The following is a 25246-nucleotide window of genomic DNA, read 5'->3' as shown; positions in this document are numbered from 1 at the left end:
CCCCATGAACCGCCGCCTCGACGACGCCTCGCTCGCCGTGCCGCACCACGTGGCCATCGTGATGGATGGCAACGGGCGCTGGGCCCAGAAGCGCTGGATGCCCCGGGTGGCGGGCCACCGGCAGGGGGTGGAGGCGCTGCGGCGCGTGGTCAAGGCCTGCATCGAGCGCCGCGTGGGCGTGCTGACCGTGTTTGCGTTCTCCTCGGAGAACTGGAGTCGTCCGGTGGACGAGGTGTCCAGTCTGATGGAATTGCTGAGCATGGCACTGTCGCGCGAGGTGCCCAGCCTCAGCGAAAACGGCGTGCGCCTTCGTTTTCCGGGCGACCGGCAGGGGCTGTCGCCGCGGGTGGTGCAGGGCTTGGAAGCGGCCGAACGCGCGACCGCGCAGCACGACCGTCTGGTGCTCAATGTGTGTTTCAACTACGGCGGCCGTTGGGACGTGGTCCAGGCAGCGCAGCGGCTGGCCAGCCAGGGGCGCGAGATCACCGAGTCGGCGCTGGCTGGCGAACTGGCCCTCGCTCACGTGCCCGACCCCGACCTGCTGATCCGCACCGGGGGTGAGCTGCGCATCAGCAATTTCCTGCTGTGGCAGGCCGCGTACACCGAGTTCTATTTCACCGATTGCCTCTGGCCCGACTTTGACGCCGCCGAGCTGGACCGGGCGCTGGCCGCGTACGCGCAGCGCGAGCGCCGTTTTGGCCTCACCCGCGAGCAACTGGCCGCGGCCGATGCGGTGGCGGCCGAGAGCCCGGACCGACATGCTTAAGCAGCGGGTCATCACGGCCGTGCTCCTGCTGGCCGTGTTTTTGCCGGCCCTGTTTTACCCCGACGTTGCCCCCTTCGCCCTGGTTGGACTGGTGCTGATCGTGGCAGCCGGCTGGGAGTGGGCCCGGCTGAACGGTTGCCCAGAGGGCGTGGCGCGCGGGACGGGTCTGGCGCTGGGCGCGGCCCTGGCCGCCTTGTGGGCGGCCGGTGGCCTGTCACTGGGCTGGCGGCCTTTGTGGCTGGCGGTGGGCATGCTGTGGATCTTGCTGGCGCTGGTGATGCTGCGCCGTGGCGTGGGCGGCTGGTCGCGCTGGCCCAGCGCCGTGCGCCTGGCCGCCGGGCTGGTCTTGCTTGCTGCGGCGTGGCTGGCGCTGGTGCAGGCCCGGCAGCTGGGGCTGACTTTCCTGTTGTCCGTGTTGCTGCTGGTGTGGATGGCCGACATCGCCGCCTATTTCGGCGGCAAGACCTTCGGCCGTCGCAAGCTCGCGCCGTCGATCAGTCCCGGCAAAAGCTGGGAGGGCGCGGTGAGCGGGGCCATTGGCGTGGTGGTGCTTGCCGCGGCGTGGTTGTGGGCCGACCGCGCGGGCTGGAGTGACGGCACCAGTCTTTACAGCAGGCTGTGGGCGCTGGGCCCGCTCGCCGCGGCCGCGGGATTGCTGGTGCTCACGGCGATGAGCGTGGCCGGGGACCTGGTCGAGTCTCTGGTCAAGCGCGCCGCTGGCGTGAAGGATTCCAGTGGCCTGCTGCCGGGGCACGGCGGCGTTCTGGATCGCGTGGACGCACTGCTGCCGGTGTTGCCGCTGGCGATGATGCTGGCCACTTTCTGATCGGGTACCTGCACGTGCAACACATCACCATTCTTGGCGCCACGGGCTCCATCGGCACCAGCACGCTGGACGTCATCGCGCGACACCCGGACCGCTACCAGGTGCACGCGCTCACCGCAGCGCGTCAGGATGATGCGATGCTGGCGCTGTGCCGCCGCTTCCGGCCGCGCGTGGCCGTGATGGCCGATGCCGCCGCGGCCGAGCGCCTGCACGCTGGCGTTCGCGACGCGGGCCTTGACACCGAGGTGCGCGCGGGCGAGGCCGCGCTGTGCGAGGTCAGCGCCGCGCCGGAAGTTGATGCGGTCATGGCCGCCATCGTGGGCGCCGCCGGGCTGGCGCCCAGCCTGGCTGCCGCCCGCGCAGGCAAAAAACTCCTGCTGGCCAACAAGGAAGCCCTGGTGGTCGGCGGGGAGCTCTTCCTGCAGGCGGTTCGCGAAGGCGGCGCCACGCTCCTGCCCATCGACAGCGAGCACTCGGCCGTGTTCCAGTCGCTCCCCGAAGACCCGGCCAGCTGGGATCGGCGTGTGGCGAAGATCGTGCTGACCGCCTCGGGCGGCCCCTTCCGCACCCGCGACCCGGCCACCTTGTCCAGCGTGTCGCCCGATGAGGCCTGCGCGCACCCGAACTGGGTGATGGGACGCAAGATCTCGGTGGATTCGGCGACGATGATGAACAAAGCCCTGGAGGTCATCGAGGCGCGGTACCTGTTCGGTCTGCCCCCAGAGCGCATCGAGGTGGTCATTCACCCGCAGAGCGTGATCCATTCGATGGTGCAATACACCGACACCTCCATCGTTGCCCAGCTTGGCACGCCCGACATGCGGGTGCCGATCGCCTATGGCCTGGCGTGGCCGGAACGCATCGCGTCGGGGGCGGCCCCCCTGGACTTCGCCACCCTCAAGGCATTGACATTTGAGCCGGCCGACGAGCGCCGATTCCCCGGGCTGCCCTTGGCCTGGCAGGCGCTGCGGGCACCGGCGGGCACCACCGCCGTGCTCAACGCGGCCAATGAGGTGGCGGTGGCGGCCTTCCTGGAAGGGCGGCTGCGCTTTGATCGGATCCATGCGGTCAACGATGCAACTTTGGCGGCCGTGGTGCCGTCCAAACCGGGGTCGCTTGATGACTTGCTCGCCATCGACACCCTCGCCCGCGCCGCCGCGCAGCGCGAGGTTGACCGGTTCACCCTCTGAGGCCTTGCCATGCTCACCGTCATCGCTTTCATCGTTGCCCTGGGCCTGCTGATTGCGGTGCACGAATACGGGCACTACCGCATGGCCGTGGCGTGTGGCGTGAAGGTGCTGCGTTTCTCGGTCGGTTTTGGCAAGCCGCTGTTGACCTTCAAGCGCCCGGGCCGCGACACCGAGTTCGTGGTCGCGATGCTGCCGCTGGGTGGTTACGTGCGCATGCTCGACGAACGGGAGGCGCCGGTCGATCCCGCCGAGCGGCACCTGGCGTTCAACACGCAGCCGCTGCGCGCCCGGGCGGCCATCGTGGCGGCTGGGCCGGCCGCCAACCTGCTGCTGGCGGTTCTGATCTACGCGGTGGTCAACTGGATCGGTGTGGACGAGCCGCAACCGGTGTTGTCGGCGCCCGTGGCGGCGTCGGTCGCCGAGCGTGCCGGTCTGCGTGCCGGCGACTGGGTGCAGCGCGCCGGCGCTGATGAAGCCGATGCCAGCCCGGTACGTTCCTTCGAGGACCTGCGCTGGCGTCTCACGCAGGCTGCGCTCGATGGGCAAGACCTGGTCCTGTGGGTGGCGCCCTCGGCCGACGCGCCGCCGCGTCCGGTCACGCTGGCGCTCAGCAGCCTCGACGTGCGCGAAGCGGATGCGGCCCTGTTTCAGCGCATCGGCATCACGGCCCCTTTCAGCGAGGCTCGTGTGGGCCGCGTGATGGACGGTGGCGCGGCGGCTGCCGCCGGGTTGCGGGAGGGCGACCGGGTGCTGGCGGTCAACGAAGCCCCCATCGTCGACGGACAGCATCTTCGCTCGGTGATCCGCGGCGCCGTCGGACCGGGCGGCGAGCCCGTGACGCAGCGTTGGCGAATCGAGCGAGACGGTCAGCCCCTCAGCATCGCCGTGACGCCGGCAGTCGAAGCCGCGCAGGGCCAGACAGTCGGTCGCGTTGGCGCCTACATCGGCGCCGCGCCTGCCATGACCACCGTCACCCATGGTCCGGTCGACGGGCTGGTGCAAGGCGTGGTCAAGACGGCAGAAGTCTCGTGGCTCACGCTGAAGATGCTGGGCCGCATGCTGATTGGCGAGGCGTCCTTGAAGAACCTCAGCGGCCCGCTCACGATCGCGGACTACGCTGGTAAGTCCGCCAGCGTGGGCCTGACCGCCTACCTGGTGTTTCTGGCGCTGATCAGCGTCAGTCTGGGCGTGTTGAACCTGCTCCCGCTGCCGGTCCTCGATGGGGGACACCTGATGTATTATCTTTACGAGGCGATCACCGGACGCAGCGTGCCTGACGTCTGGCTCGAACGCCTGCAGCGCGGCGGTGTCGTGGTCCTCATGGCGCTTATGTCTGTCGCCTTGTTCAACGATGTCGCCCGCCTCGCCGGCTGAACGCACCCTCCTCATGAAACTTCCGAAGAACGCTTTGCGCGGCCTGTCCCTGTCTGCGCTCGCGTCGGCTTTGCTGGCCGCGCTGCCGGCCTGGGCCGTCGACCCTTTCGTCGTGCGCGACATCCGTGTTGAGGGGCTGCAGCGTGTGGAACCCGGCACCATCTTCGCGTCGCTGCCTTTCCGGATCGGGGATCAGTACAACGACGACAAGGGCACGGCCGCCATCCGCGCGCTGTTCGGCCTGGGCTTGTTCAGCGACGTCCGCCTGCAGGTGTCGGGCGACGTGTTGACGGTGATCGTCGAAGAGCGCCCCAGTGTGGCCGACATCAGCTTCACCGGTGTCAAGGAGTTCGACAACGAGACCCTGCGCAAGGCCTTGCGCGACATCGGCCTCACCGACGGACGCCCCTTCGACCGCGCGCTGGCCGACCGCGCCGAGCAGGAACTCAAGCGCCAGTACATCTCGCGCAGCATGTACGGCGCCACGGTGGTCACCACGGTCACGCCCGCCGAGCGCAACCGCGTCAACCTCAACTTCACCGTGACCGAGGGTGAGATCGCCCGCATCACCGAGATCCGCATCGTCGGCAACCGCGCCTTCTCCGAATCGACCCTGCGCGACCTTTTTGATCTGGACACCGGCAACTGGATGAGCTGGTACACCAAGTCCGATCGCTACTCGCGCGCCAAGCTCAACGCCGACATCGAAACCCTGCGCTCTTATTACCTCACGCGCGGCTTCCTGGAGTTCCGGGTCGATTCGACGCAGGTGGCCATCAGCCCCGACAAGCAGTCGATGTCCATCACCCTCAACATCACCGAGGGCGATCGGTATGTGGTCTCCGGCGTGTCGCTGGAGGGCGACTTCCTGGGCCGCGAGGATGAGTTCAAGGCGCTGGTGCGCATGAAGCCCGGCGAAGCCTACAACGTCGAAGATGTGACCGCCACGACCAAGGCCTTCACCGAGTACTACGGCGCCTTTGGCTACGCCTTCGCCCAGGTCGAGGCGACGCCCGACATCGACCGCGCCAGCAAGCGCGTGGCCTTCGTGTTGCGCGGGCAACCGGCGCGCCGCGTGTATGTGCGCCGCATCAACATCGAGGGCAACAACCGCACCCGCGATGAAGTGATCCGCCGTGAGTTCCGACAGTTCGAGTCCGCGTGGTACGACAGCGACCGCATCCGGCTGTCGCGCGACCGCGTCGACCGGCTTGGTTTCTTCACCCAGGTGGGCGTGGACACACAGCCGGTGCCTGCCGCCCCTGATCAGGTTGACCTCATCGTCGCCGTGCAGGAAAAGCCCACCGGCAACATCTCGCTGGGCGCCGGTTACTCGCAGGCCGAGAAGCTGTCCATCATCGCCGGCATCCAGCAGGAAAACGTGTTCGGCTCGGGCAATTACCTCGGCCTGAACATCAACACCTCAAAGTTCAATCGCCAGATCGTGGTCAGCACCACCGACCCGTATTTCACGGCGGACGGCGTGTCGCGCAGCTTTGACGGCTACTACCGCACGACCCGCCCCTTCCAGAACCAGGAGGGCGATTACCGGCTGATCACCAAGGGTGTTTCCATCCGGTTCGGCGTGCCTTTCACCGAGCAGGACACGGTGTTCTTCGGCGCCGGCGTCGAGCAGACGACGATCGAGGAGGGCAACCTGCTTCCCGACGCGTACCGCGACTACATCCGTGACTTCGGCCAATCCAGCAACACCATTCCGCTGACCATCGGCTGGTCCCGCGACAGCCGCGACAGCTCCTTGGTGCCCACGGAGGGCCGCTTCCAGCGACTGAACACCGAGTTGTCCATCGCCGGCGACGCGCGCTACGTGAAGGCGAATTACCAGTTCCAGCAGTACGTGCCGCTGACCAAGCAGTACACCCTGGCTTTCAACGCCGAGGTCGGCTACGGCAAAGGGCTCAACGGTCGTCCTTACCCGCTGTTCAAGAACTTCTTTGGTGGCGGTCTGGGTTCGGTCCGTGGTTTCGACCAGGGCACCCTGGGTCCGCGTTCGCCGGTCACCGGCGCCTCCGACCAGGTCAACATCGGCGGCAACCGCAGCCTGGCGCTGAACGCCGAATTCATCGCGCCCTTTCCCGGCGCGGGGAACGATCGCACCCTGCGGGTATTTGCCTTCACTGACGTGGGCAACGTGTGGGGGCCGAACGAGCCGCTGTCCGCCTCCACCCTGCGTGCCTCCGTGGGTGTGGGCTTGAGTTGGATCTCGCCCATCGGACCGCTGCGCTTCGCGGTGGCCAACCCGGTGCGCAAACTCGACGGCGATAGAATCCAGCGCTTCCAATTCCAGATCGGAACCTCATTCTGATGAAGACCTTTTCCCGCCTGTTCAATCGCCACCTCGTGGTGGCCGCCGCGCTGGCTGTGGCCAGCCTGAGCGTGGCCGCGGCCGACCTGCGCATCGGTTATGTGAACCTCGAGCGCATCCTGCGGGACTCCAACGCGGCCAAGGCTGCGCAGACCAAGCTGGAGCAGGAGTTCTCTCGACGTGAGCGGGAGATCCAGAACCTCGCGGCCCAGCTGAAGACGGCGTCCGAAAAGTTTGAGCGCGAGGCACCTACGCTGCCTGAAGCCCAGCGCGCCAGCCGTCAGCGCCAGCTGGCTGAGCAGGACCGTGAATTTCAGCGCAAGCAGCGCGAATTCCAGGAAGACCTGAGCCTGCGCAAAAACGAGGAATTGCAGGGTGTGCTGGAGCGCGCGAACCGCGTGATCCGCCAGCTCGCCGAAAGCGACAAGCTCGACCTGGTGCTCCAGGAGGCCGTGTACATCAACCCCAAGCACGACATCACCGACAAGGTGATCAACGGCTTGAACAGCGCCAAGTAAGTCGCCGGGCGCCGGAGCGGTTCACGTGGCAGTCACCTTGGGCGCCATCGTCGACGCCCTGGGCGGCGAGCTTCTGGGGCCGCGCGAACTGAGCGTCCAGCGCCTCGCTCCGCTCGACACAGCCGGTGAGGGCGCCTTGGCCTTCGTGGCCCACGTGCGGTACGCCAGCCGACTCGCCACCACCGGTGCATCGGCTCTCATCGTTTCCCCGGCGTTGCGTGAGGCGGCGGCCCTCCGTGGGGCGTGCATCGTCGCCCCCGACCCTTACTTGTACTTTGCCCGACTCACCCAGTGGTGGCGGGCTGCGCACCGCCCTCGCGCCGTGGGCGGTATTCATCCCACGGCCGTGATCGCGGCGTCTGCGCGGCTGGGTGCGGGCGTATCGATCGGTCCCCTGGCCGTGGTCGGCGACGACGCGGAGCTCGGCGACGGGGTTGAGGTCGGTGCACACGGTGTGATCGGCGCGCGGGTGCGCATCGGTGGTGGCACGCGCCTGGCGTCGCGCGTGACGGTGGGCGATGACTGCCACCTGGGCGCGCGCGGCATCGTGCACAGCGGTGTGGTGATCGGTGCCGACGGCTTTGGCTTTGCCCCCCACGACGGAGCGTGGGTGAAGATCGAACAGCTCGGCGCCGTGCGCATCGGCGACGACGTGGAAATCGGGGCCAACACCTGCATCGACCGTGGTGCGCTGGACGACACCGTGATCGGCAACGGCGTCAAGCTCGACAACCTGATCCAGATCGGACACAACGTTCGCGTGGGCGACCACACCGCGATGGCCGGCTGCGTCGGCGTCGCCGGCAGTGCGACGATCGGCGCCGGCTGCACCATTGGGGGCGGCGCGGTGGTGCTGGGCCATCTCACGCTCGCCGACGGGGTTCATGTGTCGGCCGCCAGCGTGGTCACCCGTTCGTTGCTCCGCCCCGGCCAATACACCGGCGTCTTTCCCATCGACGACAATGCCGCCTGGGAGAAAAACGCCGCCTCGCTCAAGCAGCTCAACCGGCTGCGCGAGCGCCTCAAGGCCCTCGAGCGCGCGCTCGATCCGGCCCCTCCGCCCGCCGACCCGACACCATGATGGACATCCACCAGATCCTCAAGCAACTCCCTCATCGTTACCCGATCCTCCTGGTGGACCGTGTGCTGTCGGTGGAAAAGGGCGTGCGTATCCAGGCCTTGAAGAACGTGACCATCAACGAGCCGTTTTTCACCGGACACTTCCCCCACCGCCCGGTCATGCCCGGCGTCTTGATGCTCGAAGCCATGGCGCAGGCCGCGGCGTTGCTGGCGTTTGACACGCTCGGCGTCACGCCCGACGAAAAGACCGTGTACTACTTCGCCGGCATTGACGGCGCCCGATTCAAGCGGCCCGTGGAGCCAGGGGATCAGTTGGTGATGGACGTGTCGCTGGACCGCATGAAAGCAGGCATCTTCAAGTTCAAGGGTGTCACGCGGGTAGCTGGCGAGGTCGCGTGCGAGGCCGAGCTGATGTGCACCATGCGCACCATCGCCTGACCCGCGGGGAGGGCGCGCATGTCCAACATCCACCCCACGGCGCTGGTTGATCCGCGGGCCGAGCTCGACGGCTCGGTCACGGTCGGCCCTTACACGGTGATTGGTCCGGACGTGAAGATCGGCGCGGGCACCACGGTCGGCCCCCACTGCGTGATCGAGGGCCACACGACCATCGGACGGGACAACCGGATCTTCCAGTTCAACTCCCTCGGCGCCATCCCGCAGGACAAGAAGTACGCCGGCGAACCGTGTGAGCTGGTGATTGGCGACCGCAACACCATCCGCGAGTTCTGCACCTTCAACATCGGCAGCCCGGGCGACCGGGGCGTGACCCGCGTCGGCGATGACAACTGGATCATGGCCTATGTGCACCTCGCCCACGATTGCGTGGTGGGCAACAAGACGATATTTGCCAACAACGCCCAGCTCGCCGGCCATGTCGAGGTGGGCGACTGGGTGATCCTCGGCGGTTTCACCGTGGTGCACCAGTTCGTGCGCATCGGGGCCCACGCCATGACGGCGATGTGTTCGCTGTTGTTTGCCGATGTGCCGCCGTTCGTGATGACGCAAGGCCAGCCGGCCGGCGCGCGGTCGATGAACTTTGAAGGGCTGCGCCGCCGCGGTTTCAGCCCGGAGCGGATCAGCGCGGTCAAGGCCATGCACAAGGCCCTCTACCGCGACGACCTCACGCTCGACGGCGCCATGCAGCGCATCGCCCAGCTGCCGACCGAAAAGCCCGAGTCCGAGCCCGATGTGGCCCTGATGCTCGAGTTCCTGCGCGGTACGTCGGCCCAGCGCGGCATCGTCCGCTGATTTCCATGGCGCAGGACCCACGTTTTGCCCTGGTCGCGGGCGAGGCGTCTGGCGACCTGCTCGCCGGCTTGCTGCTCGGCGGGCTGCGTCAGCGCTGGCCCGCGTTGCAGGCGGTGGGCATTGGCGGTTCGCGCATGGGGGAGCAGGGCTTCGAGGCCTGGTGGCCCAGCGACAAGCTGGCGGTGCGGGGCTACGTCGAAGTCTTGCGGCACTACCGCGAGATCGTGGGCATCCGCGATCGCTTGCGCCAGCGTCTGCTGGACGGACCGCGGCCGGCGGCGTTCATCGGCGTCGATGCCCCCGACTTCAACCTGGACCTGGAAGCCCGGCTGCGCGCCGAAGGCGTGAAGACGGTGCAGTTCGTCTGCCCCTCGGTCTGGGCGTGGCGGCCGGAGCGGGTGACCAAGATCCGTGCGAGCGCCGACCATGTGCTGTGCATTTTCCCGTTCGAGCCCGACCTTCTGGCCGCGCACGGCATCGCCGCTACCTACGTGGGACACCCGCTGGCCGCGGTGATCCCGACGGTGCCGGACCGCGCGGCGGCGCGGGCGGCCCTGGACTTGCCGCCCGATGCGCCGGTGGTGGCCTTGTTGCCAGGCAGCCGGGCGTCGGAGATCGAACACCTGGCCGCCCGTTTTCTGGCGGCAGCGGGCCGCATGCTGGCGCAGCGCAGCGATCTGTGGTTCGTGTTGCCGGCCGTGCCAGCGCTGCGGGCGGCAATCGATCGCCACGTCGCTGCGGCAGGGCTTGGGCCGCGCCTGCGGGTGCTGGCCGGTCAGTCGCACGCCGCGCTGGCCGCCTGCGACGCCACGCTGATCGCCAGCGGCACCGCCACGCTGGAGGCCGCGCTCTTCAAGCGTCCGATGGTGATCGCTTATCACATGAACCTGCTGTCCTGGTGGCTGATGCGTCGTCAGCGGCTGCAGCCCTGGGTGGGTTTGCCCAACATCCTGTGTGGCGAGTTCGTCGTGCCGGAGCGACTGCAGGGCGACGCGACCCCCGAAACGCTGGCCCGCGACACGCTGGCCTGGCTCGATGACCCGCAACGCACCGCCCGCGTGGCTGAGCGCTTCACCCACCTGCACGACACCCTTCGCCGCGATACCGCGCGGCTGGCCACCGATGCGATCGAAAAAGTCCTGTCCGCCTGAACAGATTGCGCTGGCCTGGGACGTGCCCGGGCTGCTCGCCGGCGTGGATGAAGCCGGCCGCGGGCCGCTGGCCGGGCCGGTGGTGGCCGCCGCGGTGATCCTCGATGACCTGCATCCCATCCGCGGCCTGGCCGATTCCAAGCGGCTCACGCCGCGCCGGCGCGACGCGCTCTACGACGAAATCCGGGCCAAGGCCCTGTGCTGCAGCGTGGCCGAGGCCAGCGTGGCCGAGATCGACAGCCTCAACATCCTGCAGGCCACCCTGCTGGCCATGCGCCGGGCGGTGCAGGGGCTGCGCCTGAAGCCGGCCAAGGTGCTGGTCGACGGCAACCGGCTGCCTGCCCTCGATGTGATGGCCGAGGCGATCGTGCAGGGCGACGCGCTGGTGCCCGCCATTTCCGCCGCTTCCATTCTGGCGAAGGTCACGCGGGACCGTCAGCTCGACGCGCTGCACGAGCGTCACCCCGATTACGGCTTCGACCGCCACAAAGGCTACGGCACGGCCGAGCACCTCGCGGCGCTGCGCCGTTTCGGTCCGCTGCCGGAGCACCGCCGCTCCTTTGCCCCGGTGGCCCAACTGCTGGACACCCGGCCATGAAGCCCTCAACCACGCAGCACATCACCTCGCGCGACAACCCGCTGGTCAAGAAACTGCGCGCGCTCGCGCAGGACAGCACCGCGTATCGCCGCCAGGGGCAGGTCTGGCTGGAGGGCGATCACCTGTTGCGGGCTTTGGTGGTCCGTGGCGGACGGGCCGCTGCGGTGGTCGGCACCGAGCGTGGCCTCGCTGCGGCTGATCCGACGTGGCTCGATGGCGTGGAGCAGGTCGTGTGCCTGCCCGACCCGGTGATGGCTGGCGTGAGCGGGCTGGAGAGTCCGGCGGCGCTGGGGGCGCTCTGGACGCTGCCAGCCCCCGAGTCGCTGGAGCCCGACGCTCCGACGGTGGTGCTTGACCGCTTGCAGGACGCGGGCAACGTCGGTGCCATTCTGCGCAGCGCAGCCGCCTTCGGGTTTCGTCAGGTGCTGGCGCTGCGGGGCACCGCCGCGCTCTGGTCGCCCAAGGTGGTGCGTGCCGGCATGGGTGCTCACTTCGGCTTGCACCTGATCGAAGGGCTCGAGGTCGATGACCTGGCGGCCCTGCGGGTGCCTTTGCTGGTGACGAGTTCGCACCGGGGGGATTGGCTGCATCGTCGTACCTGGCCTTGGCCGTGCGCCTGGGTGATGGGGCACGAAGGGCAGGGCGTGGGCGAGGCCCTGACCGCCCGGGCAGACGCGTTCGTGCGCATCGTGCAGCCCGGGGGGGAAGAGTCCCTCAACGTGGCAGCCGCCGCGGCGATCTGTCTGCACGCCAGCGCGGCTCAGCAAGCCGCTTGACGCGGGCAGCGCCCGCGTCTGCCGGGCTATAATCCCGAGGTTTACCCGCAATCGGCGCCACGCCCGCGCGCCCCGGCACCTCACCCCTTCCGCTGATTCCCGATGCGCCCGCCCGGCGGCGCGCCGAGGGAGGCAGACCTGCGGGCACCGCCGCCGGCCTCGGGCACGCGCGCCACACCTGGAGAATCCCGTGCTGCCCGTCCACCCGAAAGCCCTTCTTGCGCTCGCCGACGGCACGGTCTTTGCAGGCGTCTCCATCGGCGCCACCGGTCAGACCACCGGTGAAGTGGTGTTCAACACCTCGCTCACCGGCTACCAGGAAATCCTCACCGACCCCAGCTACTGCCGGCAGATCGTCACGCTGACGTACCCGCACATCGGCAACACCGGCGTCAATGGTGAAGACGTGGAAGCCAGCCGCGTGCACGCCGCTGGCCTGATCATCAAGGACCTGCCCCTGCTGGCCTCCAACTTCCGCAGCGAGGCCACGCTGTCCCAGTACCTGCAGCGCGAGAACACGGTCGCGATCGCCGACCTTGACACGCGCGCGCTCACCCGCCGCCTGCGCACGCACGGCGCCCAGAACGGCTGCATCCTGGCGCTGCCGCCCGGCGAAGCCATCACCGACGCTCACCGCGCCGCTGCGGTGGCTGCCGCCCAGGCGGCGCCCAGCATGGCCGGTCAAGACCTCGCGCGCGTCGTCAGTGCCAACGCCCCGTACCCGTGGACCCAAACCGAGTGGCAGCTGGGCTTTGGCTACGGCGAACAGATCGCTCCGCGGTTTCACGTCGTGGCTTACGACTTTGGCGTCAAGCGCAACATCCTGCGCATGCTCAGTGCACGCGGTTGCAAGATCACTGTGGTGCCCGCGCAGACGCCGGCGGCCGACGTCTTCAAGCTCAAGCCCAACGGTGTGTTTCTCTCCAACGGCCCCGGTGACCCAGAGCCGTGCGACTACGCGATCGCTGCGTCCCGGGAGATCATTGAAGCCGGCGTACCGACTTTCGGCATCTGCCTGGGCCACCAGATCATGGCGCTGGCCAGCGGGGCGAAGACCTTCAAGATGAAGTTCGGCCACCACGGCGCCAACCACCCGGTCAAGGACCTCGACAGCGGCCGAGTGTCGATCACCAGCCAGAACCACGGTTTCGCCGTGGACGAGAAGAGCTTGCCGGCGAACCTGCGCGCGACGCACGTCAGCCTCTTCGACGGCACGCTGCAGGGCCTGGCCCGCACCGATCGCCCGGCCTTCTGCTTCCAGGGCCACCCGGAAGCCTCGCCCGGTCCGCACGACATCGGCTACCTGTTCGACCGGTTTATCGACCTGATGCAGGCCCGTGTGCCGGCCACCGCCTGAGACCTGGCATGAAGCTGTTTTCGTTCCCGCAGGCGCTGGTGGAGAAGGCGATCGCCAAGCGCCAGCTCACGCTGGCCTCGCCGCATCGCGAATGGTTTGCCCAACGCTGGGCGCAGAAGCCCTACCGCAAGGCCTTCCTGGAGAACAAGGCCATGCCGCTCATCACGCTGCTGGCCAAGGGCAAGACCTGGGACGACGACGTGTTTGCCAGCGAACTCGCCGGCTGGGATGCCACCTTCACCGAGGCCGAAGCCGAAGTGCTGCGCCCACTGATCGACGGCGACGGCCTGCTGCAGCTGATGCAGAAGAACATGCCCGCTGAGCGCCTGCAGGCGCTCAAGAACCACCTGGACACCCATCGCGCGGCCTGAGAAGGCGCGACCCCACCATGCCCAAAAGAACCGACATCCAGACCGTCCTCATCATCGGCGCGGGCCCCATCATCATCGGCCAGGCCTGTGAGTTCGATTACTCCGGCGTGCAGGCCTGCAAGGCCCTGCGCGAAGAGGGCTACCGCGTGGTGCTGATCAACAGCAACCCCGCGACCATCATGACCGACCCGGCGACGGCGGATGTGACCTACATCGAGCCGATCACCTGGCAGACGGTGGAGAAGATCATCGCCAAGGAGCGGCCTCAGACCGCCGGCGGCTTCGCCATCCTGCCCACGATGGGTGGCCAGACCGCGCTCAACTGCGCGCTCGACCTGTGGCGCCAAGGTGTGCTGGACAAGTACAACGTGGAGCTCATCGGCGCCACGCCGCACGCCATCGACAAAGCCGAAGACCGCCTGAAGTTCAAGGACGCGATGACCAAGATCGGTCTGGGCTCCGCGCGCTCCGGCATCGCCCACAGCCTGGACGAGGCCTGGGCCGTGCAAAAGACGGTGGGCTTCCCGGTGGTCATTCGTCCGAGCTTCACGCTCGGCGGCACCGGCGGCGGCATCGCCTACAACCCGGAAGAGTTCGAGACGATCTGCAAGCGCGGTCTGGAGGCGTCGCCGACCAATGAACTGCTGATCGAGGAATCCCTGCTGGGCTGGAAAGAGTACGAGATGGAGGTGGTGCGCGACAAGGCGGACAACTGCATCATCGTCTGCTCCATCGAAAACCTCGACCCGATGGGCGTGCACACCGGCGACTCGATCACGGTGGCACCCGCGCAGACGCTCACGGACAAGGAGTACCAGATCCTGCGCAACGCGTCGCTCGCCGTCCTGCGCGAGATTGGCGTGGACACCGGTGGCTCGAACGTGCAGTTCGCCATCAACCCGAAAGACGGGCGCATGGTCGTCATCGAGATGAACCCGCGCGTGTCGCGTTCTTCGGCGCTGGCTTCCAAGGCCACGGGTTTCCCGATCGCCAAGGTGGCGGCCAAGCTGGCCTGCGGCTACACGCTGGACGAGCTGCGCAACGAGATCACCGGCGGCGCCACGCCCGCGAGCTTTGAGCCCTCGATCGACTACGTGGTCACCAAGATCCCGCGCTTTGCGTTCGAGAAGTTTCCCGCCGCGGACAGCCGCCTGACCACGCAAATGAAGAGCGTGGGCGAGGTGATGGCGATGGGGCGCACGTTTCAGGAGAGCTTCCAGAAAGCCCTGCGCGGCCTGGAGGTTGGCGTGGATGGCATGAACGAGAAGACGCAGGACCGCGAAACGCTGGAGAAGGAACTGGGCGAACCGGGGCCGGAGCGCATCTGGTACGTCGGCGATGCTTTTGCCGCGGGCTGGACGATCGACGAGGTGCACCAGTTCACCAAGATCGACAAGTGGTTCCTGGTGCAGATCGAGGAGATCGTGAAGCTGGAACTGGCGATGGATGCGCTGACCGCCGAAAAAGGCGAGGCGGCGCTGGGCTCGCTGGACGCCGACACGCTGCGCGGCCTGAAGAAAAAGGGGTTTTCCGACCGCCGCCTGGCCAAGCTGCTCAAGACCACCGACGCCGCGGTGCGCGAGCGCCGGCGCGCGCTGGGTGTGCGCCCGGTCTACAAGCGCGTGGACACCTGCGCCGCCGAGTTCGCCACCAACACGGCCTACATGTACTCCACCTACGAAGGCCACGGTGATGCCGAGTGCGAGGCCGAGCCGACCGCCAAGCGCAAGATCATGGTGCTGGGCGGTGGCCCGAACCGCATCGGTCAGGGCATCGAGTTCGATTACTGCTGCGTGCACGCGGCGCTGGCGATGCGCGAAGACGGGTACGAGACCATCATGGTCAACTGCAACCCGGAAACCGTCTCCACCGACTACGACACCTCCGACCGCCTGTACTTCGAGCCGCTGACGCTGGAAGACGTGCTCGAGATCGTGGACAAGGAAAAGCCGGCGGGCGTGATCGTGCAGTACGGCGGCCAGACGCCGCTGAAGCTCGCGCTCGGTCTGGAGGCCAACGGCGTGCCCATCATCGGCACCACGCCGGACATGATCGATGCCGCCGAGGACCGCGAGCGCTTCCAGAAGCTGCTCCACGACCTGGGGCTGCGCCAGCCACCCAACGCGACTGCCCGCACCGAAGCGGAGGCCCTGGAGAAGGCGGCGGCATTGGGCTACCCGCTGGTGGTGCGCCCGAGCTACGTGCTGGGCGGCCGCGCGATGGAGATCGTGCATGAACAGCGCGATCTGGAGCGCTACATGCGCGAGGCCGTCAAGGTCAGCAACGACTCGCCGGTGTTGCTCGACCGCTTCCTCAACGACGCGATCGAATGCGACGTCGACGCCGTGCGCGACAGCGCGGGCCGGGTGTTCATCGGCGGGGTCATGGAACACATCGAGCAGGCCGGGGTGCACAGCGGCGACTCGGCATGCTCGCTGCCACCGTACTACCTGAGCAAGGCCACGGTGGACGAGCTCAAGCGCCAGACCGCGGCCATGGCCGAAGGCTTGCAGGTCGTGGGCCTGATGAACGTGCAGTTCGCGATCCAGGAGGTCGATGGGCGGGATCTGATTTTTGTGCTGGAAGTGAACCCGCGCGCCTCGCGCACCGTGCCCTTTGTCTCCAAGGCCACCGGCATCCAGCTGGCCAAGGTGGCCGCGCGCTGCATGGCCGGTCGCACGCTGGACGAACAGGGCATCGGCGCGGAGGTCACGCCACCGTACTTCAGCGTCAAGGAGGCGGTGTTCCCCTTCGTCAAGTTCCCTGGCGTGGACACCATCCTGGGGCCTGAGATGAAGTCCACCGGCGAGGTGATGGGTGTGGGCAAGACCTTTGGCGAAGCCTTCGTCAAGAGCCAGCTCGGCGCCGGCACACGCCTGCCCACCAGCGGCCGGGTGTTCCTCACCGTCAAGAACGGCGACAAGCCGCGCGCGGTGGAAGTGGCTCGCCAGCTGGTGGCCATGGGCTTCGACCTGGTGGCCACCCGTGGCACGGCCGCAGCCATCGCCGCTGCCGGCGTGCCGGTGCAGACGGTGAACAAGGTGACCGAAGGCCGCCCGCACATCGTGGACATGATCAAGAACGGCGACATCGCCCTGGTCATCAACACGGTCGAGGAGCGCCGCAATGCCATCGCCGACTCGCGCGCCATCCGCACGTCTGCGCTGCTGGCCCGCGTGACCACCTTCACCACCATCGCCGGCGCCGAGGCCGCGGTGGAGGGCATGAAGCACATGAACGACCTGGGCGTGATCTCCGTCCAGGAGATGCACGCCCAGCTCTGAGCACGGCCTGAATCCGGTGAGGCGTGCGGCGCGCCTCACCGGACATGAACCGCCTCAGTGCTTGACCGGGGGCTTCCAGCCGCTGCTGATGCGGCGATGTTGCTCTTCTCGCGCCATGCTTTTCGAATCGGGCGGGTCAAGGCGGTTGATGACGGTGCAGGTGGTGTAGTCCTTCCGGAAGCCGTCCGGCGTGGGATCCGGAGGCAGTTCGGCCAGCTTTAGCGAGCTCAGAAGCTTGTAAACCTTCCTGTTGGTCGCTGAGAAGAAGGATTCCAGTTCAGTGACTCCTCGGTTCCGGAGATGGTCGACGACCCATCCCATCGCGAACGTGCCGCAACCTTGTTGGCGATGTTGGGGGCTGGTGACCAGTCCCGCTGTCGCTCGCTGTGCCGAGATCATCGCCACGTCTCCATAGGCAATCAGTGATGTTCCGTTCGGATCGAACACACCGAAATGGACCGCACCGGACGGGTGTTTCGGACCGCCCGGAAATCCGGCTTGTTCTTTGGCTATCGCGGCCGGCTTGAAGGTAAACCAGCGGTAATACACATCTTCATCACTCATTGAATTGATCAGTGCCTCCACGATCGGCCAGTCCTCTGCGGTGAGCACCCGCACCACCCACTTCGGCAGGTTCAAGTCGGCTACCGCCGCATAGCTGGCGCGGCCGGCTTCCGCTTGTTTTTGTCCCAACTCGATCGCCTTGGCGCGTGCGGCGGCGTCTTCCTTGGGGTCCTTGGGCGGGTTGCGTTCGACGTGTGCGGCGTAGGTGTGGGGCGTGCCGGGCGCGGCATTGCCCCAGCCGTAACGGCTGCCCAGGATGAGGAAGCTGCCCGGGTGGCGCTCGGCGCGCCCCGTCTTGGCGTTGAACCGCACGCCGGCCTCGCGCATCCAGTGGACGATGGCTGGGTCGGTGTTGGGACTGAGCCCCCGGTCAATGAGAACGGCTGCCATGTCGGTCAGGTCCATGTCGTCGTGGTAGGTCCAGCCGTCCAGCGCGGGGCTGTTGCCGGCCTTCAGCGTCAGCACGGTGAAGTAGCCGCAGTTGTTGACGTACATGCCCGGGACAAAGTCGTTCACCGCGCCCGGCGGCGGCAGAGCGCCGTGGCGGCCGAACCGGAAGTCCTGCCGGAACCGTTCGAGCAAAGCCTCGTCCACCGGGATCTTGCCTTTGCGGACAGCGCCCACCAGTTCGCCCAGCGGCTGGCTCGGATCGACCCCGTAAAGCCATTTGATGCCCAGCGCCGAGCGGCTTTGGGCCGCGGCCCGTTCGACGAAATCGCGCGCTTTGGAGAAACTGCGCAGGGTGGTGAACTGCGCCAGGGGCGGTCCGCTGGCGATGTACGAGTGGAAGATGGGCAGTTCTTCGCGCTTGATCGGGTTCTTGGCATCGCGGTTCTGGATGACGGTGAACAGATCCGTCGTGTCGAAGCTGTCGGCCGGCAGCCCGGCCGTGGCCAGGGTGATGCCTTCGACCATGCCAGGCTTGCCATAGTGGATGGTTTCCTGGTGGGAAATCAGCACATCGCCCTGCGCGCTGAACGCGGCCATGGCCACGTGGGTGATGGGCCCGGGGATGTAGGTGTCCTTGAAGTACAGCGTGCAGGCCACGCCTTCGTCGCCGTGGCAGGTCTTGAGCCGTTCGCCGAGGTGCTGGAACCAGTCGACGCCCCAGCGGTGGTCGTCCTTGCTGTGGAAGATGGCCTCAAAGATCAGGCCGCGGGCCAGCAAACCGCGGGCGATCCGCTCGAACACGGTGGCATCGAGGCCGGAGGCCTTGAGGAAATCGGCGTAGTTGGGTGACTTGCGAAGGGCGTCGAGATGGGCGGTTTCCTTTTTGGTGGCCTCCGCGAGTTCGGCTTTCAGGGCGTCGCGCAGGCCCTTGAGCGTGGCATCGGTTTCTTCCGTCGGCGTGCTGCGGAAGCTCAGGAAGCCGTCGGGTCCCGCGGTGAAGTAGGCGGCGGCGACCGCCACCAGGCTGGCCGCGTCCCGGCAGAAGCTGAGTTCCAGGGACAGGTTCTCCACGCCCGGGTCGCCCGTGGCCTCATACCGCGCGAGCTCCGTCAGGAACTTCTTCATCATCCGCAGCGGCTGCGCCGGGTTGGCGATGGCTTGGGTGAGGTGGTTGTGCAGGCCGTTGAGGTCGGCGGTGTCGATGTTGAACGGCACTTGGGAAGGCGGCGCGTACCTGGCCTCGGCCTCGACCAGGGTCAGGAGAATGCGGGCGTGCCCCTCCCGCAGCGTGCCCAGGGTCGCCTTGGCCGGTTCAATCAGGGTGCCGTGCAGCCAGGGCGTGGTCTTGGGGTCGGGTTGGACGTGGCTGACAAGATGCAGGTCTTCCAACGCGGGCTTCGGGGCGGCCAGGGGAACGATGCCCAGGCGCTGGAGCACGTCCGGCAGCGCGGCAGCCTTGGTCAGGCTGGAGATCTGTGCGATGGCTTTGATTTCTGCCGGCGACACGCCGAACGCGAGGTCGGGTTTGTCTGTGCTGGGCTGGCCGGCGTTCGATCGATCGGCGAGCATGGTGATGTGGCGCACCCGGAAGCCTCCGCCGGGGTGGGCGGTGAATTTCGGCGGGGACTTCGGTGTCGGCAGTTTGCTGGGATGCACGGCGGCGGGGTTCCAGCGTGCCCAGGTGGCGGACGATTTGGGAAACATGGCGATACCCTCCGATCAGCTGGACACTTGCTGGAAGCGCTCGTGCGCCGCGGCCTGGAACGCGGAGATCGCCTGCCCCAGTTCATTGGGCGTTGTCTTGGGGGTCACGGGGAGCGCGGCCCGGTAGATGACGGAGCCGGTGTCCTCCCAGCGCGCGAAGTGGCCGAAGCCGGCGCTTTCGCCCGCAATCGCCGCGTTGCTCAGCAGCAGTCGGTGGTCGAGATCAGCGCGGTTGGGGTTGCCCAGGTCGACAAAGACGAACACCGTGTTGGGCGCTTGGCTTTCGTCGTAAATCAGGCCGATGGTGGAACCGGCGACGCTCAGGTGGTTCACGGCGGCATCGGGCGTGCCGGTGACACCGGCGGTCTTGAACAGGCCGGCGATGAGGTTGACATAGTCTTGGTGGGTCATGGGGGCTTCTCCCTGGATGGTGGGTGCGCAGCGCGCGGCGGTGAATGCCGGTTGGTTGTCCACCCGGCGCGGGAGACCTTACCGACGGGTCTGCGGTGCAGCCATACGGCCGCTGCCCGGGCTCCCGCGCGGGCCCCATGACACCGGGGGATTTCGCGGCATAATCCGCCGCACGACACCGCCGCGCGGCAACGCCCGGCGGTTTGCTTTTGGAGACTGCCTGTGGCCACCATTCCCATCACCAAGCGCGGCGCGGAAAAGCTCAAGGAAGAGCTGCACCGCCTCAAGACCGTTGACCGTCCGGGCGTCATTGCGGCGATCGCCGAGGCGCGCGCGCAGGGCGATCTGAGTGAGAACGCCGAGTACGACGCCGCCAAGGACCGGCAAGGCTTTATCGAGGGCCGCATTGCCGAGGTGGAGGGCAAGCTGTCGGCCGCCCAGATCATCGACCCGGCCACGCTGGATGCCGGTGGGAAAGTCGTGTTCGGCGCCACCGTGGAGCTGGAAGACGAAGACAGCGGCGCGGCGGTCACCTACCAGATCGTGGGCGAGGACGAGGCCGATCTGAAGCTGGGTCTCATCAACATCAGCAGTCCGATCGCCCGTGCCCTGATCGGCAAGGAAGAGGGCGACACCGCCGAGGTTCAGGCGCCGGGCGGCACCCGGCGCTATGAGATCGTCGCGGTGCGCTACGTCTGATCAGGGGCCGCCCGTGGCCGCGCGCGACCGCATCGCCCTCATGCTCGCCGCGCTCTGGTGGGGTGGCATCACCGCACTGAGCTTTGCGGCGGTCCCGCTGCTGTTTGCGCGCCTGGGCAGCCCGGCGGTGGCCGGGCCGGTGGCGGCCCAGCTGTTTTCTTTGCAGTGCTGGGCCGGCATCGTCATTGGCGCAGCGCTGCTGGCCTTGCTCAAGCAGGGGGCGTTGCCCGAACCTCGCCGGTTCGCGACGCTGGGGATCGTCTGCTTGGCGTTGTTGCTGGCGCTGGTGCAGGAATTCGGTGTCGCGCCGCGCATCGTGAGTGCTCGCGCCACTGGCGGCAACCTGCCGCTGTGGCACGGGATCGGCAGCGCCCTGGTGCTGGCGCAGTGGGTGTGCAGCGGCGCGGTGCTGTGGCGGCTGTCGCGGGCGGCGCCCGATCAGCCGGCCTGACGCTCGGCCGACGCCAGGGTGTTGACCATCAGCATGGTGATGGTCATCGGACCCACGCCACCGGGCACCGGCGTGATCCAGCCGGCCACCGCCTTCACGCCATCGAAGTCCACATCACCGCAGAGCTTGCCCGCGTCGTTGCGGTTCATGCCGACGTCGATGACCACCGCGCCGGGTTTGACCATGTCGGCGGTGAGCACATTGCGCTTGCCCACCGCGGCCACGATCACATCCGCCTGACGGGTGTGGCTGGCCAGGTCGCGGGTGGCGCTGTGGCACACCGTGACCGTGGCATTGGCCTGCAACAGCATCATGGCCATCGGCTTGCCCACGATGTTGCTGCGGCCAATGACCACGGCGTGTTTGCCGCGCAGGTCGTAGCCGATGTGTTCCAGCATCTTCATGCAACCGTGCGGCGTGCAGGGCCAGAAGCCGGGCAGGCCGGTCATCAGGGCCCCGGCACTGGCGACGTGAAAGCCGTCCACGTCTTTGGCCGGGTCGATCGCCTCGATCACGCGCTGGGCGTCGATGTGGGCGGGTAGGGGTAGCTGGACCAGGATGCCGTGGATGGACGGGTCGGCGTTCATCGCCGCCACACGGGCCAGCAGCTCCGCCTCGGTCATGGCGGCGGGCCAGGTTTCCAGCACCGAGCGCATGCCCGTGTCTTCGCAGGCCTTGACCTTGTTGCGCACATAGACCTGAGAGGCCGGGTTGTCGCCCACCAGGATCACGGCCAGACCCGGCGTCACGCCGCGTGCTTGCAGGGCCTGGACCCGTCGGGCCACATCGGCGCGCAGGTGACGTGAGAGAGCGTTGCCATCGATGAGTTGGGCGGTCATGGTTGGACTCGGGAGGCGGTGGGGAAAGAAAGGGTCGGGGCGCAAAAGAAACGCCCGCCGGAGGCGGGCGCTGGGCGGGCGGGCTTCTTCAGACCTTGGCGGGGGTCTGCCCCAGCGCGATCTTCAACAGGTCGGCCACGGTGTTCGCGCCGAGCTTTTCCATGATGTTCGCGCGGTGCGCTTCGACCGTCTTGATGCTGATGCCCAGGTCGTCGGCGATCTGTTTGTTCAGGCGGCCAGCGACAATGCGCTCCAGCACCTGGGCCTCGCGGCTGGTGAGCTTGGACAGCAAGGCATCCCGGCTCTGGGCCTGCTGGTGGGTGGCAAAAGCCTCGCGGGCGCGGTCGAGCATGCGCTCCACCAGCGTGACCAGCTGATCTTCCTTGAACGGTTTCTGGATGAAGTCCAGCGCGCCCTTCTTCATCGATTCCACCGCCATCGGCACGTCGCCGTGGCCGGTGATGAAGACGATGGGCAGCGGCGATTGCCGCTCCATCAGGCGATCCTGCAGTTCCATGCCGGACATGCCGCCCATGCGGATGTCGGCAATCAGACAGGCCACTTCGCGGGGGTCGTAGCGGGAGAGGAAGGCCTCGGCCGATTCGAAGCAGCGGACGCGGAAGTCCTTGCCTTCGAGCAGCCATTGCAGCGAATCGCGAACGGCCTCATCGTCATCGACCACGTAGACGGTGCCTTTTTTGGGGATCAGACTCATCTCGCTCTCTCGGTGTCAGCCGGGGCCGGCGCGCTGGGCGTCAGGCGTGAATTGACGGGTATCCAAAAACTGAAGCAGCACCCGGCAATCTCGTCGCCATTGTAGAGGTTCTCCACCCGCATCCGGCCGTGGTGCGACTCGACGATGCTGCGGCAGAGCTTCAGGCCGATGCCCATGCCTTCGCTCTTGGTGCTGTAGAAGGCTTCGTAGATGCGTTCAATCAGCTCCTGGGGTACGCCCTGGCCGGAGTCGCGCACCGCGAACTCGACCACGTCCTGCCCGTCTTCGCGGCGCGGCGCCACCCGCAGCTCAACCGAGCGCTCGCCCACCGGTCGGCCCGCCTGCAGGATGGCCTCGCCGGCGTTCTTCATGAGGTTGATGAGGACTTGTTCGATCAGGATCGGATCGACCATCAGCAGCGGCAGCCGCGCGGCCACGTACGAAGACAGCCGCACCTGCTGGCGCCGCAGTTCGATGTCGGCCAGTTCGATCGCGTTGCTCACCATCTGCGCCACGTCCGACGGCGTGGGGTTGGGCTCGCTGCGCTTCACAAACGCCCGGATGCGCTGGATGATCTGGCCCGCCCGCTGGGCTTGTCGGGCCGTCTTTTCCAGGGCGACGAGCAGCTCGTCGGTGGAGATGCGCTGCTCCTGCAGGCGCGAAATCATGCCGTTGCAGTAATTGCTGATGGCCGTCAGCGGCTGGTTGAGTTCGTGGGCCACGCTGGACGCCATCTCGCCCATGGTGATCAGGCGGCTGGCGGTCTGGGCGCGTTCGGCCTGGCGCGCGGCCTGTTCTTCGGCGAGGCGGCGCGGCGTGATGTCGCTGGCGATCACCATCTGCGCCAGCCGGCCGTCGACCCAGGTGAGGTAGCGCGTGCGCACCTCCAGCCAGCGGTCGAGTTCCTCGATGAACACCTCGGCGTTTTCGGCGCCCGCGTCGGTGAGGGTTTCGGTGGGCATGCCGGCGAAGGCGTCCACCGGGTCTTCGGCGTCGCCGGCGGCCGCGGTCGACTCTCCGCTGCGGTCCACCAGCCGGCGGTGGCCCTGGCCGCGGGTGCCAAACCACAGGCGGTACATGCGGTTGGCGAAGAGCAGTTCGTCGCTCCCCAGCGGCGCCACCGAGACCGCTGCGTCCAGCGACTCCAGCACCGTGGTGAAGCGCTCGTAGGACGCGGAGAGTTCCTCGCGAATGCGCTTGGGCTCGGTGATGTCGGTCATGGAGGTCATCCAGCCGGTCTGGTGCCCCTTCGCATCGACCAGCGGGGAGACGTACATCCGCGCGTCAAAAATCTGGCCGTTGCGCCGCCGCACGCGCACCTCAAAGCCGCCTGGCGTGGAGCGGCCGTTGAGCTCGTCTTCCAGCCGCGCCATCAGCATGTCCTGGTCTTCTTCCGGCCAGTAGGGGAAAGGCGCGGTGCGGCCGACGAGCTCGGCCTCGGTCCAGCCGGTCATTGAGCAGAACGCCGGGTTGACGTATGTGATGCGGCCCTGCAGGTCGAGCGCGCGCATGCCGGTGAGCATGGAGTTTTCCATGGCGCGCCTGAAATTGGTCTCCGCCATCAGCGCCTGCTGCGCCTGCACGCGGCGGCGGGTGTGGCGCCAGGTGCCGATCAGCATCCAGACCGTCAGCGCCGACAGCGCGCCGATCACCCAGAAGAAGCCCGTGCCGACCACGTCTTGCGAGGTGCGGTAGCCCTGCGCCTTGAGGATCAGGCCATTGCCGACCGGCGAGACCGGCACCTCGTGTTCCATCGGCGGGTTCGTCCACGGGAGCAGGCGCCACACCGGCGTGGGGGCCTGCAGGCTGCCCGCGAGCACGTTGCCGCCGTCGTCGACCAGGGCCACGGCGTAGCGCGCCATGATCTCCGGCGGCATGCCAAAGCGCATCAGCCCGTCGACGGCGTACTCGCCCATGACCGTGCCCGAGAAGCGGCCCTGTTCGCTCAGCGGCACCTGCAACATCAGCGTGGCGGTGCGGTTTTCCAGACTCAGTGGGCGTGAGTAGATGGGCTGGCGCAGGTCGCGCGCGAGGTCGAACGAGCCGTCGGTTTCGTCGGGGCGCAGCGCGGTGCCCACCGGGCGGGACAGCGCCGCCGGTGCGCTGGGCGACGCATAGCCTGCCTGCACCGTGCGGCGTCCGTCGACCCAGGTGATGGCCAGGAGCTCCGGAAACTGGCTGACCAGCGTCTCGGCCTGGAAACTGAATTCCTCGGTGTCGATCTCTCGGTTGTCGATTTCGCGTGCCAGCCGCATCAGCTGTTCCTGGCGCTCGAGCAGGCGCAGGCGCAAACGCTGCTGCGCGTACTCGACGTCGCGCGTCACCGCCTCCTGCTCGCGTTCGAGCTCCTCGTAGCGCAGGTAGGTGATGGCCACCGCGATGGCGGTGAGGAACAGCAGCACCGACAGCAGCGGCGCCAGCGTGGCCACCCGGTCCTGGCGCGACGGCGGCAGGCGCCGCCACCACCGCTTCCACCAAGGCGCGGAGGCGTGGGCGGCGTCGATCGGGGGGCGTGTGGCAGGAGCGGCCATGGAGGCGCGAGTCTACGTGAGGCGGGCCGCCGGCGCGGCGCGGCCCATCGTCCGGATACCCCTTCAAAGTTCAC

General features: G+C 67.6%; 22 protein-coding genes. 17 read left to right on the top strand and 5 right to left on the bottom strand.

Annotation, left to right across the window (positions count from 1 at the left end; genetic code table 11):
- Positions 1 to 4: 4 nt before the first annotated feature.
- The 15 genes from uppS (at position 5) to carB (ending at position 16868) form a co-directional block, all read left to right on the top strand.
- A complete protein-coding gene (gene uppS, locus AC2D80_RS07555) occupies positions 5 to 766 on the top strand; it encodes a polyprenyl diphosphate synthase (protein WP_484632358.1) in 762 nt (253 codons plus the stop codon).
- Complete coding sequence (locus AC2D80_RS07550; protein ID WP_484632357.1) at positions 759 to 1592, top strand: phosphatidate cytidylyltransferase; 834 nt, start codon at positions 759 to 761, stop codon at positions 1590 to 1592. The genes uppS and AC2D80_RS07550 overlap by 8 nt, the downstream gene beginning before the upstream one ends.
- Positions 1593 to 1600: 8 nt before the next feature.
- Positions 1601 to 2782, top strand: a complete 1182-nt coding sequence (ispC, locus tag AC2D80_RS07545) for a 1-deoxy-D-xylulose-5-phosphate reductoisomerase (RefSeq protein WP_484632659.1) — start codon at positions 1601 to 1603, stop codon at positions 2780 to 2782.
- A 9-nt stretch (positions 2783 to 2791) separates the two neighbouring features.
- Complete coding sequence (gene rseP / locus AC2D80_RS07540; protein WP_484632356.1) at positions 2792 to 4156, top strand: RIP metalloprotease RseP; 1365 nt, start codon at positions 2792 to 2794, stop codon at positions 4154 to 4156.
- A gap of 13 nt (positions 4157 to 4169) precedes the next feature.
- Positions 4170 to 6482, top strand: coding sequence for an outer membrane protein assembly factor BamA (gene bamA, locus AC2D80_RS07535; protein ID WP_484632355.1), 2313 nt, complete (start codon positions 4170 to 4172; stop codon positions 6480 to 6482).
- Complete coding sequence (locus tag AC2D80_RS07530) at positions 6482 to 7000, top strand: OmpH/Skp family outer membrane protein (RefSeq protein WP_484632354.1); 519 nt, start codon at positions 6482 to 6484, stop codon at positions 6998 to 7000. Before bamA ends, AC2D80_RS07530 begins: the two co-directional genes overlap by 1 nt.
- Before the next feature lie 25 nt (positions 7001 to 7025).
- The gene (lpxD, locus tag AC2D80_RS07525; RefSeq protein WP_484632353.1) at positions 7026 to 8081 is read left to right on the top strand and encodes a UDP-3-O-(3-hydroxymyristoyl)glucosamine N-acyltransferase; all 1056 of its coding nucleotides are present in this window, start codon (positions 7026 to 7028) and stop codon (positions 8079 to 8081) included.
- Positions 8078 to 8518, top strand: a complete 441-nt coding sequence (gene fabZ / locus AC2D80_RS07520) for a 3-hydroxyacyl-ACP dehydratase FabZ (RefSeq protein ID WP_484632352.1) — start codon at positions 8078 to 8080, stop codon at positions 8516 to 8518. Before lpxD ends, fabZ begins: the two co-directional genes overlap by 4 nt.
- 18 nt (positions 8519 to 8536) lie before the next feature.
- Positions 8537 to 9331 (top strand): acyl-ACP--UDP-N-acetylglucosamine O-acyltransferase, encoded by a 795-nt coding sequence (lpxA, locus tag AC2D80_RS07515; protein WP_484632351.1) that lies wholly within the window; start codon positions 8537 to 8539, stop codon positions 9329 to 9331.
- A gap of 5 nt (positions 9332 to 9336) precedes the next feature.
- A complete protein-coding gene (lpxB, locus tag AC2D80_RS07510) occupies positions 9337 to 10482 on the top strand; it encodes a lipid-A-disaccharide synthase (protein WP_484632350.1) in 1146 nt (381 codons plus the stop codon).
- Complete coding sequence (gene rnhB / locus AC2D80_RS07505; RefSeq protein WP_484632349.1) at positions 10454 to 11080, top strand: ribonuclease HII; 627 nt, start codon at positions 10454 to 10456, stop codon at positions 11078 to 11080. Before lpxB ends, rnhB begins: the two co-directional genes overlap by 29 nt.
- Positions 11077 to 11856 (top strand): TrmH family RNA methyltransferase, encoded by a 780-nt coding sequence (locus AC2D80_RS07500; protein ID WP_484632348.1) that lies wholly within the window; start codon positions 11077 to 11079, stop codon positions 11854 to 11856. The genes rnhB and AC2D80_RS07500 overlap by 4 nt, the downstream gene beginning before the upstream one ends.
- 190 nt (positions 11857 to 12046) lie before the next feature.
- Positions 12047 to 13213 carry a glutamine-hydrolyzing carbamoyl-phosphate synthase small subunit gene (gene carA, locus AC2D80_RS07495; RefSeq protein ID WP_484632347.1) on the top strand — a complete coding sequence of 389 codons (1167 nt, stop codon included), beginning with the start codon at positions 12047 to 12049 and terminating at the stop codon, positions 13211 to 13213.
- 8 nt (positions 13214 to 13221) lie between these two features.
- Complete coding sequence (locus tag AC2D80_RS07490) at positions 13222 to 13584, top strand: hypothetical protein (RefSeq protein WP_484632346.1); 363 nt, start codon at positions 13222 to 13224, stop codon at positions 13582 to 13584.
- 17 nt (positions 13585 to 13601) lie between these two features.
- Positions 13602 to 16868, top strand: coding sequence for a carbamoyl-phosphate synthase large subunit (gene carB / locus AC2D80_RS07485; RefSeq protein WP_484632345.1), 3267 nt, complete (start codon positions 13602 to 13604; stop codon positions 16866 to 16868).
- Between the two features lie 54 nt (positions 16869 to 16922).
- On the opposite strand, the gene AC2D80_RS07480 is transcribed toward carB, so the two are convergent.
- Positions 16923 to 19526, bottom strand: a complete 2604-nt coding sequence (locus tag AC2D80_RS07480; RefSeq protein ID WP_484632344.1) for a GNAT family N-acetyltransferase — start codon at positions 19524 to 19526, stop codon at positions 16923 to 16925.
- Between the two features lie 15 nt (positions 19527 to 19541).
- Entirely contained in the window at positions 19542 to 19937 is a 396-nt protein-coding gene (locus AC2D80_RS07475) for a type III secretion system chaperone family protein (protein ID WP_484632343.1), read from the bottom strand.
- 222 nt (positions 19938 to 20159) lie between these two features.
- Here AC2D80_RS07475 and greA point away from each other — a divergent pair, with 222 nt between their 5' ends.
- Positions 20160 to 20636 (top strand): transcription elongation factor GreA, encoded by a 477-nt coding sequence (gene greA / locus AC2D80_RS07470; RefSeq protein WP_484632342.1) that lies wholly within the window; start codon positions 20160 to 20162, stop codon positions 20634 to 20636.
- A 40-nt stretch (positions 20637 to 20676) separates the two neighbouring features.
- Positions 20677 to 21087 (top strand): DUF4149 domain-containing protein, encoded by a 411-nt coding sequence (locus tag AC2D80_RS07465; RefSeq protein WP_484632658.1) that lies wholly within the window; start codon positions 20677 to 20679, stop codon positions 21085 to 21087.
- Here the strand turns inward: AC2D80_RS07465 and folD are convergent.
- The 3 genes from folD to AC2D80_RS07450 all read right to left on the bottom strand — a co-directional run bounded on the left by folD (position 21075) and on the right by AC2D80_RS07450 (position 25172).
- On the bottom strand, positions 21075 to 21926 hold the full coding sequence (gene folD, locus AC2D80_RS07460) for a bifunctional methylenetetrahydrofolate dehydrogenase/methenyltetrahydrofolate cyclohydrolase FolD (protein ID WP_484632341.1): 852 nt from the start codon (positions 21924 to 21926) through the stop codon (positions 21075 to 21077). The genes AC2D80_RS07465 and folD overlap by 13 nt on opposite strands.
- A gap of 88 nt (positions 21927 to 22014) precedes the next feature.
- On the bottom strand, positions 22015 to 22641 hold the full coding sequence (locus AC2D80_RS07455; protein WP_484632340.1) for a response regulator transcription factor: 627 nt from the start codon (positions 22639 to 22641) through the stop codon (positions 22015 to 22017).
- On the bottom strand, positions 22638 to 25172 hold the full coding sequence (locus AC2D80_RS07450; protein ID WP_484632339.1) for a PAS domain-containing sensor histidine kinase: 2535 nt from the start codon (positions 25170 to 25172) through the stop codon (positions 22638 to 22640). The genes AC2D80_RS07455 and AC2D80_RS07450 overlap by 4 nt, the downstream gene beginning before the upstream one ends.
- Positions 25173 to 25246 lie beyond the last annotated feature (74 nt).

The sequence above is a fragment of the Hydrogenophaga sp. T66 genome, from assembly GCF_057219855.1.
This window is presented reverse-complemented; position numbering and strand designations above follow the sequence as displayed.

Excerpts from the sequence above, each read along its gene's own strand:
- fabZ (WP_484632352.1), top strand. The coding sequence starts at position 8,078 with ATGATGGACATCCACCAGATCCTCAAGCAACTCCCTCATCGTTACCCG.
- rnhB (WP_484632349.1), top strand. The coding sequence starts at position 10,454 with ATGCGATCGAAAAAGTCCTGTCCGCCTGAACAGATTGCGCTGGCCTGG.
- AC2D80_RS07480 (WP_484632344.1), bottom strand. The coding sequence starts at position 19,526 with ATGTTTCCCAAATCGTCCGCCACCTGGGCACGCTGGAACCCCGCCGCC.
- bamA (WP_484632355.1), top strand. The coding sequence starts at position 4,170 with ATGAAACTTCCGAAGAACGCTTTGCGCGGCCTGTCCCTGTCTGCGCTC.
- lpxA (WP_484632351.1), top strand. The coding sequence starts at position 8,537 with ATGTCCAACATCCACCCCACGGCGCTGGTTGATCCGCGGGCCGAGCTC.
- uppS (WP_484632358.1), top strand. The coding sequence starts at position 5 with ATGAACCGCCGCCTCGACGACGCCTCGCTCGCCGTGCCGCACCACGTG.
- AC2D80_RS07530 (WP_484632354.1), top strand. The coding sequence starts at position 6,482 with ATGAAGACCTTTTCCCGCCTGTTCAATCGCCACCTCGTGGTGGCCGCC.
- lpxB (WP_484632350.1), top strand. The coding sequence starts at position 9,337 with ATGGCGCAGGACCCACGTTTTGCCCTGGTCGCGGGCGAGGCGTCTGGC.
- rseP (WP_484632356.1), top strand. The coding sequence starts at position 2,792 with ATGCTCACCGTCATCGCTTTCATCGTTGCCCTGGGCCTGCTGATTGCG.
- carB (WP_484632345.1), top strand. The coding sequence starts at position 13,602 with ATGCCCAAAAGAACCGACATCCAGACCGTCCTCATCATCGGCGCGGGC.
- AC2D80_RS07475 (WP_484632343.1), bottom strand. The coding sequence starts at position 19,937 with ATGACCCACCAAGACTATGTCAACCTCATCGCCGGCCTGTTCAAGACC.
- folD (WP_484632341.1), bottom strand. The coding sequence starts at position 21,926 with ATGACCGCCCAACTCATCGATGGCAACGCTCTCTCACGTCACCTGCGC.
- AC2D80_RS07455 (WP_484632340.1), bottom strand. The coding sequence starts at position 22,641 with ATGAGTCTGATCCCCAAAAAAGGCACCGTCTACGTGGTCGATGACGAT.
- AC2D80_RS07500 (WP_484632348.1), top strand. The coding sequence starts at position 11,077 with ATGAAGCCCTCAACCACGCAGCACATCACCTCGCGCGACAACCCGCTG.
- AC2D80_RS07550 (WP_484632357.1), top strand. The coding sequence starts at position 759 with ATGCTTAAGCAGCGGGTCATCACGGCCGTGCTCCTGCTGGCCGTGTTT.
- AC2D80_RS07450 (WP_484632339.1), bottom strand. The coding sequence starts at position 25,172 with ATGGCCGCTCCTGCCACACGCCCCCCGATCGACGCCGCCCACGCCTCC.
- AC2D80_RS07465 (WP_484632658.1), top strand. The coding sequence starts at position 20,677 with ATGCTCGCCGCGCTCTGGTGGGGTGGCATCACCGCACTGAGCTTTGCG.
- AC2D80_RS07490 (WP_484632346.1), top strand. The coding sequence starts at position 13,222 with ATGAAGCTGTTTTCGTTCCCGCAGGCGCTGGTGGAGAAGGCGATCGCC.